This window comes from Kitasatospora sp. NPDC004614, from assembly GCF_042873675.1.
In the GTDB taxonomy this organism is placed as follows: Bacteria; Actinomycetota; Actinomycetes; order Streptomycetales; family Streptomycetaceae; genus Kitasatospora.
The window spans coordinates 249,829-264,510 of record NZ_JBIALR010000006.1 but is presented as its reverse complement, the minus strand read 5'-3'; the positions used below and the strand labels follow the sequence as shown (position 1 = coordinate 264,510).

Sequence of the window (14,682 nt, the reverse complement as noted above, 5' to 3'; positions counted from 1 at the left end):
CTCAGCTCGGCGATGCGGCGAAGTCCTCGGCGAACAGCGCGAGCAGCACCACGTCGGTGGGGCGGCCGGCAAGCAGCACGTGCCGGCGCAGGCGGCCCTCCTCGGTGAAGCCGAGGCGGTGCTGGAGCTCCAGCGAGGGGTGGTTGTGGGCGAAGACCCTGGCGGTGGCCTTGAGGTAGCGCCGCTCCTCGAACTGGTGGCGGATCACCAACCGGGCGGCCTCGCCGGCGTAGCCGCGGCGGCGGTGCTCGGCGGCGATGGTGATGCCGTACTCGAACCAGCCGTTTCGCGGGTCGGCGCGGTGGACGCCGACCGAGCCGACGGGGGCACCGTCGGCGCGTGACTCGACGATCAGGGTGTAAGTGTCGCCGGACGGGTCGGCGGTGGCGTGCTCGCGGGCGAGGGCCTGCCAACCCTCGGTGGAGCGCGGGGGGTTGAGCAGGTCGCCGAGGCGTTCCTCCTGCTCGGACAGGCGGGCCAGCCGCGGCCCGTCCTCGGTCTCGACCGCCCGCAGGCGTATGCGTTCACCCAGCCAGTAGCTCGTCATTCGATCTTCGTACCACTCGCCGCGGCAGCCCGTCCGGCCGTTCCGCGAACCACCGCAGCTCGCCAAAACGCCCCGCCCGGCGGCACCGGCACTAGAATCGGCCCCGCCCGGCGCGCGTACCGAGCAACACCCGGACGCCCCCGGCCAGTTGACAGCACTTCGAGGCGAGGGGCGGGCGATGTCGGGCGAGGAGATACCCGGGGCGCGGGAGGAGTTGCAGCGACGCGGCGAGCGGCTGTACGCCGAATTCGCGGCGGTGCTGGAGGCGTTGGCGCCCGGAATGGCGCCGCCGGCCGTGCTGCCGGAGTATCCGGACATCACCGCGTTCGGCAATCCGCTGAGCTTCGCCCACCACCGGCAGATCGTCCTCGACCCGCAGCCGGCCGACCCCGGCCTGCTGGCCCGGGCCGAGGCCGAACTCGCCGACTGGCAGCGGACGGTGGAGTACACCGAGACCGGCTCGGCGGTACTGCACGCCTGGCGGGACGGAATGACGATCCGGCTGCACATCAATCCGGTGCGCGGCCTGACGCTGTGCCGGGCCGATCTGGAGCCGATGGCGCTGTACGAGCCGGAAGTGTTCGTCCGCCCCGAGCCGCTGCTCGCGCCGGAGGACGTCCAGCCGGGCTACGAGCTGTGCCCGGAGTGCGAGGGGCGGTGCGCGTGCGACCGCTGCTGGGGCCGGGGCTGGGTGATGGACGGCGTCACCTGGGGCGGGCGGACCGACGGCCGGGTCCGCTGCGGCGACTGCCAGGGCAGCCGGACGTGCCCGTTCTGCCGCGGCGCGGGCGAGCGGCCGGCCCGCTGAGACCCGCCCCGGGTCTTTGAGCTCCCCGAAAAAATTTCCGCGCCGACCCCGTGACATTCTCGGCATCCCGTCACGTCTGACGGGTGAACAAGATGCACGGCCGGGGAGAACATCGACGTGGCAGGAGCAGCAGTGCGCAGCGGCGACCTGGAGTACGCGGAGTTCGCCGCCAACCGGTCGGCCCCGCTGTACCGTTCGGCGTGCCTGCTGACGGGTGGTGACACCCACCTCGCAGAGGACCTGGTGCAGGAGACGCTGAGCCGCATGTACGTGGTGTGGCGCCGGCCGGGGCGGCTGTTCGGCGGCCGGGCGATAGAGAATCCGGCGGGCTACGCGCAGGGGGTGCTGTACCGGCAGTTCATCGACCACCACCGGCGGCGCAGTTCGCGCGAGCGTCCGACCGCCGATCTCCCCGACCTGCCGGACCCGACGGGCGACGACAGCACCCTGCGGATGACGCTGCTCCAGGCGCTGGCCCAACTCGCGCCGCGGGACCGCGCGGTGCTGGTGCTGCGCTACTGGGAGGACGTCAGTGTCGAGGAGACGGCGACGATCCTGCGCTGCCGCCCGGGCGCGGTCCGCTCCCAGTCCTCGCGGGCGCTGGCCCGGCTGCGGGTCCTGCTGGGCGACGGCCTGACCGACCTCGCCGCGCACTGACGCACCGCCGGCACCGCCCCTGTTCTTTCCTTTTCGTTCCCGGAGACGGTGATCACGCATGCCCGCACTGCCCGAGCAAGACTTCGAGGACCGGCTCTGCCAGGTCTTCCGCGAGACCGGGGACAGCTTCGTCCCGGACACCCCGCTGCTGGCCATGGTCGGCGCGGCCCGGGGCCGCCGCCGCCACCGTCGCCGGCTGGCGCTGGGCTCGGCCGCCGCGGTGCTGGCCGTCAGCGGGGTGACCGCGGTCGTCCTGCCGAACGCCCTGTACACGGACAGCGTCGGCCCGGCGGCGTCCGTCGCGCCCACCCCGTCGGAGTCGCGTCCGTCCGACGCGGGGATCCCGGAGGAGGCGCACCTGGTGTCGGCGGTGGCGGAGCGGCTTCCGGCGGGCCTGCGGATCGTCCGCTCCAGCGGTTCGACGTTCGGCGCGACGCTCGCCCCGTTCGGCTCCGCGAACGCGCAACTGACCCTGGAGGACGGCCGGGGGCCGAGCCTGCTGACGCTGGACATCACGAACACCACCGGGTGGGGACCGACGCACTCGTGCCCCGGCTACGACATCGAGGGCGTGACGTGCGTGCAGACGGCCGAGGACGACGGCACCAAGGTGGCCGTCACGCAGTGGACCGGCGCGGACCCGGGCCCGACCCCGCACAGGTACTCCGAGGTGCAGGTGGACGCCCCGGACGGGACGCGGGTCACCGCTACCTCGTTCAACTCCGCGACGCACGCCGGGGATTCGACCCGGCCGGACCCGCTGCTGACCGTCGACCGGCTCCGGGCGCTGGCCACCGACCCCGGCTGGCGCACCTTCAAGGCGATGCTCCGACCGGCAGTCACACCCAAGGACCCGCCCGAGCGGGTGCAGCAGCCCGACCTGTTGCCGGCCGGCCTGCAGGTGGTGTCCAGCACCGGCCCCGGTGGCCCGATGCAGCGGACGATGCTGGCCGCCGGCGACCGGATGGTCGAGCTGACCGTGGTGGAGGAGCAGGCGGACCCGTCGGTGGAGGCCTGGTTCGCGGACGCCCCCACGCAGCCGGACGGCGCCCGCGTGCGCAGTGTCACCGGCCGCCCCGTCCCGAACGCCCAGGGCGCCACCGAGACGATCGTCGACGTGCTGGGCCGTGACGGCCACCGGGTCCGCGTGACGGCGGTCAACCCGGCGGGCGCGGGCTCGCCCGACGCGGGCCGGCCCCCGCTGCTGACGCTCGACCAGCTGACCGCGATCGCGACCTGCCCGGGCTGGACGGTGCCGCACCCGAAGTGAGCCGCGCCTGCCGGCCTCGGGTCAGTACCGGTAGCGGAGCGCCTCGACGATCTCCCCCGGCCCGAGTTCGGCGAACCGGGCGATCTCCGCCTCCCGGACGTCGATCACCGACTGCCACAGCGACTCCCCCATCGCGGCGCGCAGCACCTCGGACTTGCGCAGCGCGTCGACGGCCTGGCCGAGGGTGGTGGGCAGGCGTTCGGCGACGCCGTCGGGGTCGCCGGTGGTCTCGGCGGGCAGGTGGAGCGCGTCGCCGAGGCCGGCCAGGCCGGCGGCCAGCACGCCGCCGACGGCAAGGTAGGGGTTGGCGGCGGCGTCGAAACACTTGACCTCGGCGTTGGCCTGTTCGGGCGCGGAGCCGGTGATCAGCCGCAGCGCGGCCTCCCGGTTCTCCAGCCCCCAGCAGCGGTGCGGGCCGGCCCAGTGGCCGGGGACCAGCCGCAGGTAGCTGGCCACCGACGGGGCGCCGAGCGCGAGCAGTGCGGGCAGTTCGGCGAGCACTCCGGCGAGGAACGCCTCGGCCTCCCGGGTGAGGCCGTGCGGGCCGCTGCCGCCGTGGCCGAGGTTCTGGCCGTCGCGCCAGAGGCTGAGGTGCAGGTGGCCGCCGTTGCCGACGCCGCCGGGGGTGGCGACGGGCGCGAAGCTGGCCCGTAGGCCGTGCCGCAGCGAGACGGCCTGCACGGTGTGCCGGACCAGCAGGGCGGTGTCGGCGGCCTCGACCGGGCCGCTCGGGGCGACGGACAGTTCGAACTGGCCGTCGCTGTACTCGGGGTGCAGTTGGAGCACCGTCAGCTTCTGTTCGCGCAGGGTGCGCAGCAGGTCGCGCAGGTAGTCGCTGTTGCCGATCATCCGGCGCATGCCGTACGCGGGCCCGGCCTCGCCGCCCTCGACGATCCACTCGACCTCGATGCCGGCCTGCACGGTGAGTTCGCGTTCGGCCAGTGCCTCGACGGTGCGGCGGGCGAACTGCCGCTGGCAGCCGGGGTGCGGCTCGCCCTGCTGGGTCCAGCGGTCGCCGGGCGCCCAGGCCCAGCCGGGCTGGGCGGCGAGCCGGCGCAGCGCGGCCAGGTCGGGGACGAGCCGCAGGTCGCCGAGCGCGCTGCCGGACGGGGCGAGCGAGTCGTCGACCAGCATCTGGTCGAAGCAGGGCGAGGCGCCGACGCCCCACCGGGCGGCGCTCTCCAGGCCGCGGACGGGCACGGACTTGACCCGCGTGACGCCGGCGTTGTCGACCCAGCTGACGATCACCCCGTCGACGCCCTCGGCCTCGATCCGGGTGGCGGCCAATCGGGCCTCGGCGGCGCGCTCGGTGCGCGGCTTCACGGTGCTCATGCGCCCATGCTGGCCTGCGGCGATGCGGCGCCCGGGCGACTCGGCCGAGAGGTCACCCGTCCGTGGAGGTTTCAAACGTGATGCGAGTCACATCGAATGATGAAATTCCGGGGACCAAGTCCCCGTTTGAAACCCTGTCCAAGCAGAAACGGGGAGTCCCTCCCCGCTCTTCCGGAACCTCTCCGCCCGCTCGAAGGGAGCACCGCACCATGACCACCGTCACCGCTCCCCGCCGGCGCGCGGACGCCACCCGCAACCGGGCGCGCATCGTCGCCGCCGCCCGCGAGGCCTTCGTCGACCACGGGGCGATGGCCCCGCTCGACGAGATCGCCCGCCGGGCCGGCGTCGGCAACGCCACGCTGTACCGGAACTTCGCCGACCGCCGGACGCTGATCCACCAGGTGTCGCTCGCCGTCATCGACCGGATCGTGGCGCACGCGCACGCGGCCACCGCCGAGGAGCCCGACTCCTTCGCCGCGCTCAGCCGCTTCGTGCACGCCGCCGCCGACGAACGGATCGGCGCGCTGTGCTCCCTGCTGTCCGGCACCATCGACCCGCACGACCCCGAACTCACCGACGCCCGCGCCGAGATGAAGCAGGCCACCGAAGACCTGATCACCCGCGCGCAGGCCGACGGACTGCTCCGCACCGACATCGGGGCGGGCGACCTGGTGGTCGCCGTCGCCCAGCTCACCCGCCCGCTCCCCGGAGCCGACTGCCTCGACCTGCACCCGCTGGTCCACCGTCACCTGCAGATCCTGCTGGACGGACTGCGCACCCTCTCCCCGTCCGCCCTGCCCGGCCACGCCGTGACCATGGAGGACCTCAGCCAGCGCGCCTGAAACCCCGCCGTTCCAGGCCGCCGACCCCCGGCACTCCCATTCTTCCGACAGGCGCCCGACCGGGCCGCCTGCCAGTTTTCGCACGCTTCGTACGCTCTCTCGCACTCACAGGTGGGTACCTCCATGTCCGAAACCCTCCAGCCGGATCCGCGCCGCTGGAAGGCGTTGATGTTCATCGCGCTGGCCCAGTTGATGGTCGTCCTCGACGCGACCGTGGTGAACATCGCGCTCCCGAGCGCCAAGGAAGACCTCGGCTTCGCCGACAGCACCACCCAGTGGGTCATCACGGCCTACGCCCTGGCCTTCGGCGGACTGCTGCTGTTCGGCGGCCGGGTCGCCGACCTGTGGGGCCGCCGCCGGACCTTCATCCTCGGCCTGGTCGGCTTCGCCGCGGCCTCCGCGATCGGCGGCGCCGCCGTCAACACCGCCATGCTGCTCGGCGCCCGCGCCCTCCAGGGCGTGTTCGGCGCGCTGCTCGCCCCCGCCGCGCTGTCGCTGCTCGCCGTGATGTTCTCGGACGGCAAGGAGCGCGCCAAGGCGTTCGGCATCTACGGCGCGGTGGCCGGCGGTGGCGGCGCGCTCGGCCTGATCCTGGGCGGCGCCCTCACCGAGTACCTGAACTGGCGCTGGACCTTCTACATCAACATCCCGTTCGCGGCGGTCGCCATCGCCGGCGCGGTCCTGGTCATCCGCGAGCCCGCCGGCAGCCTGAACCGCAACCGCCTCGACATCCCCGGCGTGCTGCTGGTCACCACCGGCCTGGTCTCCCTGGTCTACGGCTTCACCCGCGCCGAGAGCGCCGGCTGGGGCGACGGCTCCACCATCGGCCTGTTCGTCGCCGCCGCGGTGCTGCTCGCCGCGTTCGTCGTGGTCGAGAGCCGGGTCAAGGCCCCGCTGCTGCCGCTGCGCGTGCTCACCGACCGCAACCGCGGCGGCGTCTACCTCTCGCTCGGCATGGCCGTGATCGGCATGTTCGGCCTGTTCCTCTTCCTCACCCTCTACATGCAGGGCGTGCTGCACTACAAGCCGGTCGTCAACGGCCTGGCCTTCCTCCCGATGGTGGCCGGCATGATCACCGGCTCCACCCAGATCGGCGCCCGCCTGATGACCCGGATCCCGGCCCGCTACCTGATGGCGCCCGGCTTCCTGGTCGCCTCGCTCGGCCTGTTGATCCTCACCCGGATCGAGGTCGGCACCTCGTACTGGCAGATCCTGCCCGGCCTGATCCTGATGGGCCTCGGCATGGGCACCGCCTTCATGCCCGCCATGAGCCTGGCCACCTACGGCGTCCAGCCCCGCGACGCGGGCGTCGCCTCCGCGATGGTCAACACCTCCCAGCAGGTCGGCGGCGCGATCGGCACCGCCCTGCTCAGCACCGTCGCCCACAGCGCCGGCACCGAGTGGGCCAAGGCCCACGCCGCCACCGCCACCGACCCGCAGCTGTTCGCCCTCCAGGCCCAGGTCCACTCCTACTCCACCGCCATCTGGTGGGCCGTAGGCATCCTGGCCCTGGCCTCCCTCACCGCCTTCACCCTGATCAACGCGGGCAAGCCCGAACACCACGCGTCCAAGTCCGAGATCGAGGACGCCGTCCCGGTCATGGCCCACTGACCCGACACCGCACAACGAACGGCCCGCCCGGAACCCTCCGGGCGGGCCGTTTCGCGTGTCAGCGGACGAATTCCTTGAGGACTTCGGTGTCGAGAGTGACGTTCACCGGTTCCGGCACCTCCACGGTGTGCCCGTGGGTGAGGGTCACGACGCTTCCGTAGCGGCCACCCCCGGGCTCGCTGAACACCGTGACGGCCCCGGCCTCCCGGTCGACCAGAAGGAAAACCGGGATGCCGGCCTTGGCGTAGGCCACCGGTTTCTCCTCCCGGTCACACCTGTTGGCGTGCGGATCGTGGGAGGTCACCTCGACCGCCATCAGCACCTCCGCCGGATCGGACCACTCCCCCTGGGCGGCGAACGCGCGCCGGTGGGAAAGCACTGCGTCGGGTTTGGTGCGGCAGTCACCGGAGAGCAGCACGCGCCGCCCGGGGTAGAGGCGGAGATCCGGCCGCTGCGTCATGCAGCACTCGATCAGCCACATGACGATCTCGGCGTGGTCGCCGTCGGGCATCGGCTTGACCCGGAGCCTTCCGGTGACGAACTCGAATGTCACGTCGTGTCTCTCCGCCGCTTCCGCGATCGTTTCGAACTGGCTGGGGAACATCTGCGGATGTTCGCTGGTCATGCGGGCAAGGTAGGGGCAACCGCCGTCGCGCGAAGCGCGTTTGCCTCTTCCTACCCGCCAGTAGCTGGGCTACAGTGTCGGCACGCGCCAGCGCCGGGCTTCGGGAGCCGCACCGGGTGGCTGCGTTCTTCTCTCTGTGTGTGTGCGCGTCGGCGTCGCTTCATGATCTGTCGGAGCGCCTGAGCACCACGGCACTGCCCCTCGACGGAACCGGAGCGGACCGGTCCGTAGCGCGGGGTCGCCGCTGTTCTTCTTCCGTTCCCCTTTTCTCCCGCGCCGTCGGCGCACCCTCCCCCGTCGTACCCCCGGCATGCCGGGCAGGTGGCGGGGGCCGTCGGCGCGGGCCCATGACTAAGGAGTCTGGTCAATGGAGCGTCCCTTCCCCACTGTTGCCGTGGTCGGCCTGGGCACCATGGGTGCCGGGGTGGCTGTGGCGGTGGCCCGTAGTGGCCGGCGGGTGATCGGCGTGGAGGCCGGTCCGTCGCAGGCGGCGCGGGCGCTGGCCCGGATCGAGGCGTCCACCGCCCGGGCGGTGGCGCGTGAGCGGCTGACTGCCGAGGAGCGCGCCGCGCTGCTCGCGCTGATCGAGGTCGGCGACGACCTGGCGGCGGCCGCGCAGGCGGATCTGGTGATCGAGGAGGTCCCGGAGGACCTTGAGCTGAAGCGTGGTCTGTTCGCCGAGCTGGACCGGATCTGCCCGCCGGAGACGGTGCTGGCGACCGGCACCACCGCGCTGAGCGTGACCCGGATCGCGGCGGCCACCGCCCGCCCGGAGCGGGTGCTGGGGGTGCACTTCTTCAACCCGGTGCACACCATGAAGCTGGTCGAGGTGGTCCGCACCGTGCTGACGTCGCCTCAGGCGGCCTCGCAGGTCGCCGAGTTGGCGCGCGACCTGGGCAAGGAGCCGGTCGCGGCGGGCGACCGGGCGGGCTTCATCGCCAATGGTCTGCTGTTCGCGTACCTGAACCAGGCGGCGGCGATGTTCGAGTCCCGGTACGCGACCCGGGAGGACATCGACGCGGCGATGCGGCTGGGCTGCGGCCTGCCGATGGGCCCGCTCGCGCTGCTGGACCTGATCGGTGTGGACACCGCCCGCACCGTGCTGGAGGCGATGTACGAGCAGTCCCGGGACCGGCTGCACGCCCCGGCGCCGATCCTCGGCCAGCTGGTCGCGGCGGGTCTGCTGGGCCGCAAGTCGGGCCGCGGTTTCTACACGTACGAGGCCCCGGGTTCGTCCCACGTGATCGCCGAGGAGGCCTCGGAGGCAAAGGCCCGTCCGGCCGGCCGCGAGGTGCGCAGTGTCGGCGTGTGCGGCAGCGGGACGATGGCGACCGGCATCGTGGAGGTGTTCGCGAAGGCGGGCTTCCCGGTGCTGCTGGCGGCCCGCAGCCAGGAGAAGGCGGAGCGGGCGAAGGCGCAGCTGGCGAAGTCGCTGGAGCGTTCGGTGGCCAAGGGCCGGCTGACCGAGCAGGCCCGGGACGCGGCGCTGGCGCTGGTCACCCCGACCGGCGGCTACCAGGATCTGGCGGACGTCGATCTGGTGGTGGAGGCGGTGGCGGAGGACCTCGCGGTGAAGCGCGAGCTGTTCACCACCCTGGACAAGATCGTCAAGCCGGGCGCGGTGCTGGCCACCACCACCTCCTCGCTGCCGGTGATCTCCTGCGCGACGGCGACCGGCCGTCCGCAGGACGTGATCGGCATGCACTTCTTCAACCCGGCGCCGGCCATGAAGCTGGTCGAGGTGGTCTCCACGGTGCTGACGGCCGAGGACGTCACGGCGACGGTGCTGGAGCTGTGCGGGAAGGTGAAGAAGCACCCGGTGGAGTGCGGCGACCGGGCCGGTTTCATCGTGAACGCGCTGCTGTTCCCGTACCTGAACGACGCGGTGCGGATGCTGGAGGAGCACTACGCGACGGTGGACGACATCGACACCGCGATGAAGCTGGGCTGCGGCTACCCGATGGGCCCGTTCGAGCTGCTGGACGTGGTGGGCCTGGACGTGTCGCTGACCATCGAGAAGGTGCTGCACCAAGAGTTCCGGGAGCCGGGTCTGGCGGCCGCGCCGCTGCTGGAGCACCTGGTGGCGGCGGGCTGCCTGGGCCGCAAGACCGGCCGCGGTTTCCGCGACCACGCGCGGCGATGACCGGCCGTCCGGCGTCCTCGCCGAGCCCGCGGCCGTCGCCCGCCGGGGGCGTCAACCCGGCTGCGCCGAGGCCCCCGTGGGGGTCCGGCGCGGTCTCCTCGCGGTGGCCGCGGCCCGCCGTGGTGCCGCCCTCGGTGCCGGTGCGCAGGGCCAGGCCGGCGGCGGCGGCACCGGGTGCGTGTAGCGTTCCGGACATGGATCGCCAGACCTCGCTTTCCCAGCAGCAGCAGCCGGCCGCCGGGCCGGACCAGTCGCGGTCGGGGGTGGAGTCCGGGCCGGGCAGTCGCCGGGCCGCCGCCCAGCGGCTGCAGATGCGCCAGGACCTCACGGCAGCGGCCATGCAGCTGTTCGCCACCCAGGGGTACGAGGAGACGACGGTCGATCAGATCGCGGCCGCCGCCGGCGTGGCGCGGCGCACCTTCTTCCGGTACTTCCGGTCGAAGGAGGAGGCGATCTTCCCGGACCACGACGACACCCTGGTGCGGGTGGCGGACCTGCTGGCCAGCGCGGAGCCGGAGGAGCACCCGCTGGACGTGGTGTGCCGGGGCATCAAGGAGGTGCTGCGGATGTACGCCTCCACCCCGGACATGTCGGTGGCCCGCTACCAGCTGATCCGGCAGGTTCCGGCGCTGCGCGAGCGGGAGATCGCGGTGGTCTCCCGGTACGAGCGGCTGTTCACCCGGTACCTGCTGGGCCGGTTCGACGCGGCCGAGCAGACCCCGCCGGGCTGGCAGCGCGGCGGGGACGACGACTCGATGCTGGCCGAGGTGTCGGCGGCAGCGGTGGTCGCGGCGCACAACCACGTGCTGCGGCGCTGGCTGCGGGCCGGCGGGTACGGCGACGTGGAGGCGCAGCTCGACCACTCCTTCGAGGTGATCCGGGGGACGTTCTGGCCGACCCCGCCGAGCGGTGCCCGCCGCCGCGGAACCACCTTGGCACCGGGTGCCAATGGTGACGGAGTGCCGCCGGAGGACCCGGCGGCCGTGAGCGCACTGAGTGCCAGCCCGGGCGGTGAGGTGCTGATCACAGTGGCCCGCACGGATGCCCCGCTGGAGACCGTGGTGGATTCGATCCGGGCCGCGCTGGCCGGGCGAAGTGCCCTGTAATCCAGGCAGTTTCCGCAGGTGACAGACAGAATCGAAGGCCCGTTCCCGGTTTCGGGAACGGGCCTTCGCGTGTTCCCGTCAACCCCCTGAGCCGCGTGTCCTGGCTCACGCCAGAAGTTGGCACCCTGTGTCTTTACGAGTGGCACAGGGTGCCACTACTTTGTTGCCACCGGTCGCGGCGCCGCGGCTCCCCACCTCGGCGCGCCGTCGTCCGGTGTCCTCCCACCTGGGGGACGTGCACCCGCGACTCCACCCATCCGTCGCACCACCGCAGTACCCATCCTCAGACCCTCAGCGAAGCCGGTGTCCGCTCCCGGCTCCCCCAGACGCCCTGTGACCCTCGCACAGGTACGCCTTCGGAGGCAGCCATGCAGGAAATTCTCGACGCGATCCTCAGCGGCAACGCCACGTCCGCCGACTACGCGGGCCTCGCGCTGCCCGAGTCCTACCGGGCCGTGACGCTCCACAAGGACGAGGAGCAGATGTTCGCCGGCCTCGCCAGCCGCGACAAGGACCCGCGCAAGTCGCTCCACCTGGACGACGTCGCGCTGCCCGAGGTCGGCCCGGGCGAGGCCCTGGTCGCCGTGATGGCCAGCGCCGTCAACTACAACACCGTGTGGAGCTCGATCTTCGAGCCGGTCTCCACCTTCTCCTTCCTGGAGCGCTACGGCCGGCTCTCCCCGCTGACGAAGCGCCACGACCTGCCGTACCACGTGGTCGGCTCCGACCTGGCGGGCGTGGTGCTGCGCACCGGCGCCGGCGTCAACGCCTGGCAGCCCGGCGACGAGGTCGTCGCGCACTGCCTGTCCGTCGAGCTGGAGTCCGCCGACGGCCACAACGACACGATGATGGACCCGGAGCAGCGCATCTGGGGCTTCGAGACCAACTTCGGCGGCCTGGCCCACCTCGCGCTGGTGAAGACCAACCAGCTGCTGCCCAAGCCCAAGCACCTCACCTGGGAGGAGGCCGCCTCCCCGGGCCTGGTCAACTCCACCGCCTACCGCCAGCTGGTGAGCCGCAACGGCGCCGGCATGAAGCAGGGCGACAACGTGCTGATCTGGGGCGCCAGCGGCGGCCTCGGCTCGTACGCCACCCAGTACGCGCTGGCCGGCGGCGCCACCCCGATCTGCGTGGTCTCCAACGACGCCAAGGCCGACATCTGCCGGGCCATGGGCGCCGAGGCGATCATCGACCGGTCCGCCGAGGGCTACAAGTTCTGGAAGGACGAGAACAACCAGGACCCGCGCGAGTGGAAGCGCCTCGGCGCGAAGATCCGCGAGTTCACCGGCGGCGAGGACGTCGACATCGTCTTCGAGCACCCGGGCCGGGAGACCTTCGGCGCGTCCGTCTACGTCACCCGCAAGGGCGGCACCATCGTCACCTGCGCCTCCACCTCCGGCTACATGCACCAGTACGACAACCGCTACCTGTGGATGTCGCTGAAGCGCATCGTCGGCTCGCACTTCGCCAACTACCGCGAGGCGTTCGAGGCCAACCGCCTGATCGCCAAGGGCAAGATCCACCCGACCCTGTCCAAGGTGTACACGCTGGAGGAGACCGGCCAGGCCGCCCTCGACGTGCACCACAACAAGCACCAGGGCAAGGTCGGCGTGCTCTGCCTGGCCCCGCAGGAGGGCCTGGGCGTGCGCGACCACGAGTTCCGCGCCAAGCACCTCGACAAGATCAATCTCTTCCGGGACATCTGATGGCTGCTCAGGAACGCGACCGCCCCTGGCTGATGCGCACGTACGCCGGCCACTCCACCGCGAGCGACTCCAACGCGCTGTACCGGCGCAACCTCGCCAAGGGCCAGACCGGCCTGTCGGTGGCCTTCGACCTGCCGACCCAGACCGGCTACGACTCCGACCACGTCCTCGCCCGCGGCGAGGTCGGCCGGGTCGGCGTGCCGGTCGGGCACCTGGGCGACATGCGGACCCTGTTCGACGGGATCCCGCTGGAGCGCACCAACACCTCGATGACCATCAACGCCACCGCCATGTGGCTGCTGGCGCTGTACCAGGTGGTCGCCGAGGAGCAGGGCGCGGACATCGCCAAGCTCACCGGCACCACCCAGAACGACATCGTCAAGGAGTACCTGTCGCGCGGGACGCACGTCTTCCCGCCCGGCCCGTCGGTGCGGCTGATCACCGACATGATCGCCTACACGGTGGCGCACATCCCGAAGTGGAACCCGATCAACATCTGCAGCTACCACCTGCAGGAGGCCGGGGCCACCCCGGTCCAGGAGATCGCCTACTCGATGTGCACGGCGATCGCCGTCCTGGACGCCGTCCGCGACTCCGGGCAGGTCCCGGCCGAGCGGATGGGCGAGGTGGTCGCCCGGATCTCCTTCTTCGTCAACGCGGGCGTCCGCTTCGTCGAGGAGATGTGCAAGATGCGGGCCTTCACCCGGCTCTGGGAGAAGGTCACCCGCGAGCGCTACGGCATCGAGGACGCCAAGCAGCGGCGCTTCCGCTACGGCGTGCAGGTCAACTCGCTGGGCCTGACCGAGGCGCAGCCGGAGAACAACGTCCAGCGCATCGTGCTGGAGATGCTGGCCGTCACGCTGTCCAAGGACGCCCGCGCGCGTGCCGTCCAACTCCCGGCCTGGAACGAGGCGTTGGGCCTGCCGCGGCCGTGGGACCAGCAGTGGTCGCTGCGGATCCAGCAGGTGCTGGCGTACGAGTCGGACCTGCTGGAGTACGGCGACCTGTTCAACGGCTCGCACGTGGTCGAGGAGAAGACCGAGGAGCTGCTGGCCGGCGCCGAGGCGGAGATCGCCAAGGTGCTGGGGATGGGCGGGGTGATCCCGGCCGTCGAGTCCGGCTACCTGAAGTCCAACCTGGTGGCCTCGCACGCCGCCCGGCGGGCCCGGATCGAGGCCGGCGAGGACCGGATCGTCGGCGTCAACTGCTTCGACACCACCGAGGAAAGCCCGCTCACCGCCGACCTGGACACCGCCATCATGGTGGTCGACCCGGCGTCCGAGCGCTCCGTGCTGGCCAACCTGGAGGCCTGGCGCGGCAGTCGGGACGAGGCCGCGGTGCAGACCGCGCTGGCCCGCCTCAAGGAGGTGGCCGTCACCGAGGAGAACCTGATGGACGCCACCCTGGCCTGCGCCCGGGCCGGCGCCACCACCGGCGAGTGGTCGTTCGCGCTGCGCGAGGTGTTCGGCGAGTACCGCGCCCCCACCGGGGTCGGCGGCGCGCCGGTCGCGGTCGCCGCCGAGCCGGGCGGCGAACTCGCCGCCGTCCGCGAGGCCGTGGCCGCCACCGCCGCCGAGCTCGGCACCGGCAAGCTCCGCCTGCTGGTCGGCAAGCCCGGCCTGGACGGGCACTCCAACGGCGCCGAGCAGATCGCCGTCCGGGCCCGCGACGCCGGTTTCGAGGTGGTCTACCAGGGCATCCGTCTGACGCCCGAGCAGATCGTCTCCGCCGCTGTCGCGGAGGACGTGCACTGCGTGGGCCTGTCCATCCTCTCCGGAGCGCACCCCGAGCTGGTGCCCGACGTCCTGCAGCGGCTGCGCCGCGCGGGGGTGGAGGATGTGCCGGTGATCGTGGGTGGAATCATCCCCGCAGCGGATGCCGAGGCCCTCAAGGCCGCCGGAGTCGCTGCCGTGTTCACACCCAAGGACTTCGGCATCACCACCATCATCGGCCGGATCGTGGACGAGATCCGGCTGGCCAACAGGCTTCAGCCGTGGGCCGCGACCACCGCCGCGACCAGCTGACCCCGGAAGGA

The 14,682-nt window shown here is 72.2% G+C and carries 12 protein-coding genes; 9 read left to right on the top strand and 3 right to left on the bottom strand.

Annotated features, from left to right (window positions below; all coding sequences use genetic code 11):
• Position 1 precedes the first annotated feature (1 nt).
• Positions 2-547, bottom strand: coding sequence for a GNAT family N-acetyltransferase (locus tag ACFYST_RS16625; RefSeq protein WP_387862944.1), 546 nt, complete (start codon positions 545-547; stop codon positions 2-4).
• Positions 548-725: 178 nt separating this feature from the next.
• On the opposite strand from ACFYST_RS16625, the gene ACFYST_RS16620 reads away from it, so the two are divergent.
• The 3 genes from ACFYST_RS16620 (at position 726) to ACFYST_RS16610 (ending at position 3,282) form a co-directional block, all read left to right on the top strand.
• A complete protein-coding gene (locus tag ACFYST_RS16620; protein ID WP_387862942.1) occupies positions 726-1,355 on the top strand; it encodes a hypothetical protein in 630 nt (209 codons plus the stop codon).
• Between the two features lie 117 nt (positions 1,356-1,472).
• Positions 1,473-2,012 carry a SigE family RNA polymerase sigma factor gene (locus ACFYST_RS16615; protein WP_387646155.1) on the top strand — a complete coding sequence of 180 codons (540 nt, stop codon included), beginning with the start codon at positions 1,473-1,475 and terminating at the stop codon, positions 2,010-2,012.
• A gap of 58 nt (positions 2,013-2,070) precedes the next feature.
• Positions 2,071-3,282, top strand: coding sequence for a hypothetical protein (locus ACFYST_RS16610; RefSeq protein ID WP_387862940.1), 1,212 nt, complete (start codon positions 2,071-2,073; stop codon positions 3,280-3,282).
• Between the two features lie 21 nt (positions 3,283-3,303).
• Here the strand turns inward: ACFYST_RS16610 and ACFYST_RS16605 are convergent, their stop codons facing one another.
• Entirely contained in the window at positions 3,304-4,614 is a 1,311-nt protein-coding gene (locus ACFYST_RS16605; protein ID WP_387862937.1) for a glutamine synthetase, read from the bottom strand.
• 209 nt (positions 4,615-4,823) lie between these two features.
• Here ACFYST_RS16605 and ACFYST_RS16600 point away from each other — a divergent pair, with 209 nt between their 5' ends.
• Both ACFYST_RS16600 and ACFYST_RS16595 read left to right on the top strand, forming a co-directional pair.
• Positions 4,824-5,456: a TetR/AcrR family transcriptional regulator gene (locus ACFYST_RS16600; RefSeq protein WP_387646164.1), complete on the top strand. Its 633-nt coding sequence runs from the start codon at positions 4,824-4,826 to the stop codon at positions 5,454-5,456.
• A gap of 123 nt (positions 5,457-5,579) precedes the next feature.
• Positions 5,580-7,067, top strand: a complete 1,488-nt coding sequence (locus ACFYST_RS16595; protein ID WP_387862935.1) for an MFS transporter — start codon at positions 5,580-5,582, stop codon at positions 7,065-7,067.
• Positions 7,068-7,125: 58 nt separating this feature from the next.
• Here the strand turns inward: ACFYST_RS16595 and ACFYST_RS16590 are convergent, their stop codons facing one another.
• On the bottom strand, positions 7,126-7,692 hold the full coding sequence (locus tag ACFYST_RS16590) for a Uma2 family endonuclease (protein ID WP_387862932.1): 567 nt from the start codon (positions 7,690-7,692) through the stop codon (positions 7,126-7,128).
• 367 nt (positions 7,693-8,059) lie between these two features.
• On the opposite strand from ACFYST_RS16590, the gene ACFYST_RS16585 reads away from it, so the two are divergent.
• The 4 genes from ACFYST_RS16585 (at position 8,060) to ACFYST_RS16570 (ending at position 14,671) form a co-directional block, all read left to right on the top strand.
• On the top strand, positions 8,060-9,835 hold the full coding sequence (locus tag ACFYST_RS16585) for a 3-hydroxyacyl-CoA dehydrogenase family protein (RefSeq protein WP_387862929.1): 1,776 nt from the start codon (positions 8,060-8,062) through the stop codon (positions 9,833-9,835).
• 194 nt (positions 9,836-10,029) lie between these two features.
• On the top strand, positions 10,030-10,941 hold the full coding sequence (locus tag ACFYST_RS16580) for a TetR family transcriptional regulator (RefSeq protein WP_387646174.1): 912 nt from the start codon (positions 10,030-10,032) through the stop codon (positions 10,939-10,941).
• Between the two features lie 368 nt (positions 10,942-11,309).
• Positions 11,310-12,647 (top strand): crotonyl-CoA carboxylase/reductase, encoded by a 1,338-nt coding sequence (gene ccrA / locus ACFYST_RS16575; RefSeq protein ID WP_387862927.1) that lies wholly within the window; start codon positions 11,310-11,312, stop codon positions 12,645-12,647.
• The gene (locus ACFYST_RS16570; RefSeq protein WP_387646180.1) at positions 12,647-14,671 is read left to right on the top strand and encodes a protein meaA; all 2,025 of its coding nucleotides are present in this window, start codon (positions 12,647-12,649) and stop codon (positions 14,669-14,671) included. Before ccrA ends, ACFYST_RS16570 begins: the two co-directional genes overlap by 1 nt.
• The last annotated feature ends 11 nt before the right edge of the window (positions 14,672-14,682 follow it).